Here is a 2,971-nt window from a genome sequence, read left to right as displayed (position 1 = left end):
GCCGCGAACACCGGCGACGACGCCAGCAGCTCCGCACCCAGGCCGGCACGCTGCCAACCCTGGCCCGGGAACAGCATGACCGTCTTCGGGGAGCCCGCCGGCGCCCCGGCCGTCACCCCGCGCAGGTGGGCGACCAGGTCCTCGCGGCGGGCGCCGGTGACGACCGCCCGGTACGGGAAGTGGGAGCGCCGGGTCGCCAGGGCCAGGGCCGTGTCGGCCAGGTCGGCGTCGCTGCCGGCCGCCCAGTCGGCGAGCCGGGCCACCTGCGCGCGCAGCCCGTCGGGCGTCTTCGCCGACACCAGCCAGGCCGTCGGCGCCTCGGGGGTTTCGGGGGCCGGGGTGGGCTCCGGCACCGGGTCGCCCTCCTCGAGGATCACGTGGGCGTTGGTACCGCTGATGCCGAACGCCGACACGCCGGCCCGGCGCGGGCGGCCGGCCTCGCGCGGCCACGGCCGGGCCTCGGTCAGCAGGGACAGGTTCCCGGTGCTCCACTCCACGTGCGGGGACGGCTCGTCGACGTGCAGCGTGGCGGGCATCGTCTCGTGGCGCATTGCGAGCAGCGCCTTGATGATCCCGGAGACGCCGGCCGCCGCCTGGGTGTGGCCGATGTTCGACTTGATCGAGCCCAGCCACACCGGCTGGTCCTCGGGGCGGTCCTGGCCGTAGGTCGCCAGCAGCGCGTGGGCCTCGATCGGGTCGCCCAGCCTGGTGCCGGTGCCGTGACCCTCGACCAGGTCGACCTGCTCCGGGCGGAGCCCGGCGTTCGCCAGGGCCTGCAGGATGACCCGCTCCTGGGAGGGCCCGTTGGGGGCGGTGAGACCGTTGGAGGCGCCGTCCTGGTTGACGGCGGAGCCGCGGACCACGGCGAGGACGCGGTGGCCGCGCCGGCGGGCGTCGGACAGCCGCTCGACGACCAGCATGCCGGCACCCTCGCCGACGCCCATGCCGTCGGCGGTGGCCGCGTAGGCCTTGCACCGCCCGTCGGAGGACAGGCCGGACTGGCTGCCCATCTCCGCGAACAGCATCGGGGTGCCCATGATGTGCACGCCGCCGACGAGCGCGATCCCGCACTCCCCGCCGCGCAGCGCCTGCGCGGCGAGGTGCAGGGCGACCAGCGACGAGGAGCAGGCGGTGTCGACGGTGACCGCCGGGCCGATGAGCCCGAGGGCGTAGGAGATCCGGCCGGACATGACGCTGGCGCCGTTGCCGGTCATGAGGTAGCCGCCGACGCCTTCCGGCACGCTGGTGAGCCCGGCGGCGTAGTCCTGGCCGTTGGTGCCGACGAAGATCCCGGTCGCGGTGCCGCGCAGCGACAGCGGGTCGATCCCGGCCCGCTCGATCGCCTCCCAGGCCACCTCGAGCAGGATCCGCTGCTGCGGGTCCATGGCCAGCGCCTCGCGCGGGCTGATACCGAAGAAGGCCGGGTCGAAGCCGCCGGCGTCCAGGACGAACCCGCCGGTCCCGGCCGGGCCCAGGTTCTCGTCGAGGACCCAGCCGCGGTCGGTCGGCGGCGCGGAGACCGCACAGGTGCCGCCGGCCAGCAGCCGCCACATGTCCTCGCCCGACGCGACGCCGCCCGGGAACCGGCAGCCGAGGCCGACGATGGCGATGGGCTCGTCGACGGCCCGCTCCCGCACGACCACGGCCCGGCTGGTGCCGGCGACCCGGTCCCGCAGGTGCCGGGCGAGGGCGTCGGCGCTGGGGAAGTCGAAGATGAGCGTCACCGGCAGGTTGAGGCCGGTGGCGGTGTTGAGCCGGTTGCGCAGCTCGACCGCCGTGAGCGAGTCGAACCCGAGATCGTTGAAGGGCCGCTCCGGCTCGACGGCGTCGGCGGAGCTGTAGCGGAGCGTGGCGGCGGCCTGGTCGCGGACCAGTCCGAGGATCTCGGCGTGCCACTCGGCGGCGTCCAGGCGCGCGAGACGGTCGGCGAGCAGCGAGCCGCCGGTCGCGCCGTCGGTGGACGCGGTCCGCCGCACCGCGGCCCGGATCGCCGCGGGCGCGTTGCTCGCCGAGGTGCCGGCCGCGGCGACGGCCGCCGAGGCGAGCCGCCCCATGTCGACCGGCCGGAACGCCAGTGACCCAACCGAGAGGACCGCCTGCCCCGCCGGGTCGGCGGCGACGACGGTGACCGCGTCGCCCTCGGCCGGCGTCAGCCGGACCCGCAGCGCGGCGGCCCCGGCGGCGTGCAGCCGGACGCCGGCGAAGCTGAACGGCATCCGGTTGACGGCCGCCCCTTCGTCCCCGGGGCCGCCGGCGGCGAGCATCCAGGCCTGCAGGGCGGCGTCGAGGAGGGCGGGGTGCAGCCCGTGGGCCTCGCCGGGATCGGCGGCACCGGCGGTCAGGGCGAGTTCGGCGAAGACGTCGGTGCCACGCCGCCAGAGGCGCCGCAGGGCCCGGAACGCCGCCCCGTAGGTCACGCCGCCCTCGGCCAGCCCGTCGTAGAGCCCGTCGAGCGGCAGTGCCTCGGCCCCGGCCGGCGGCCACTCCGCGAGGTCGGCGGCCCAGGCACCGGACCCGTCGCCGGCGCCCCGGACGCCATCGGCGTGGTCGGTCCCGTCTGCGCTTTGGGCGCCGTCGGCGTGGTCCGCAGCGAGGATGCCGCTGGCGTGCCGGGTCCATTCGCCGGTGCTGCCCTCGGGGCGGGCGTAGACGCCGAGCTCCCGGGCGCCGTCGCCGGCCGGCGCGCCGACGGTGACCTGCAGCAGGATCGCCTCGTGCTCGGGGACGGCCAGCGGCGCGTGCAGCGTGAGCTCGCGGACCGTGCCGCAGCCGGCCTCGTCGGCCGCGTGGATCGCGAGGTCGACCATCGCGGTGCCGGGCAGCAGCCGGACCCCGGCGACGACGTGGTCGGCCAGCCACGGCTGCGCGGCGAGCGACAACCGCCCGGTCAGCAGTGTCCCCTGCCCGCCCGCGAGCTCGACCGCGGAGTCCAGCAGCTTGCTCCCGCCGGCCGGAGCCTCCAGCCAGTACC

Annotated in this window: 1 protein-coding gene; it reads right to left on the bottom strand. The window is 76.9% G+C overall.

Going from position 1 to position 2,971, the window contains the following annotated elements:
* A partial coding sequence (locus IEZ31_RS55420; RefSeq protein ID WP_190258236.1) for a beta-ketoacyl synthase N-terminal-like domain-containing protein occupies positions 1-2,971 on the bottom strand: 2,971 nt, incomplete at both ends.

The organism is Dactylosporangium sucinum (assembly GCF_014647515.1).
In the GTDB taxonomy this organism is placed as follows: domain Bacteria; phylum Actinomycetota; class Actinomycetes; order Mycobacteriales; family Micromonosporaceae; genus Dactylosporangium; species Dactylosporangium sucinum.
This window is presented reverse-complemented; position numbering and strand designations above follow the sequence as displayed.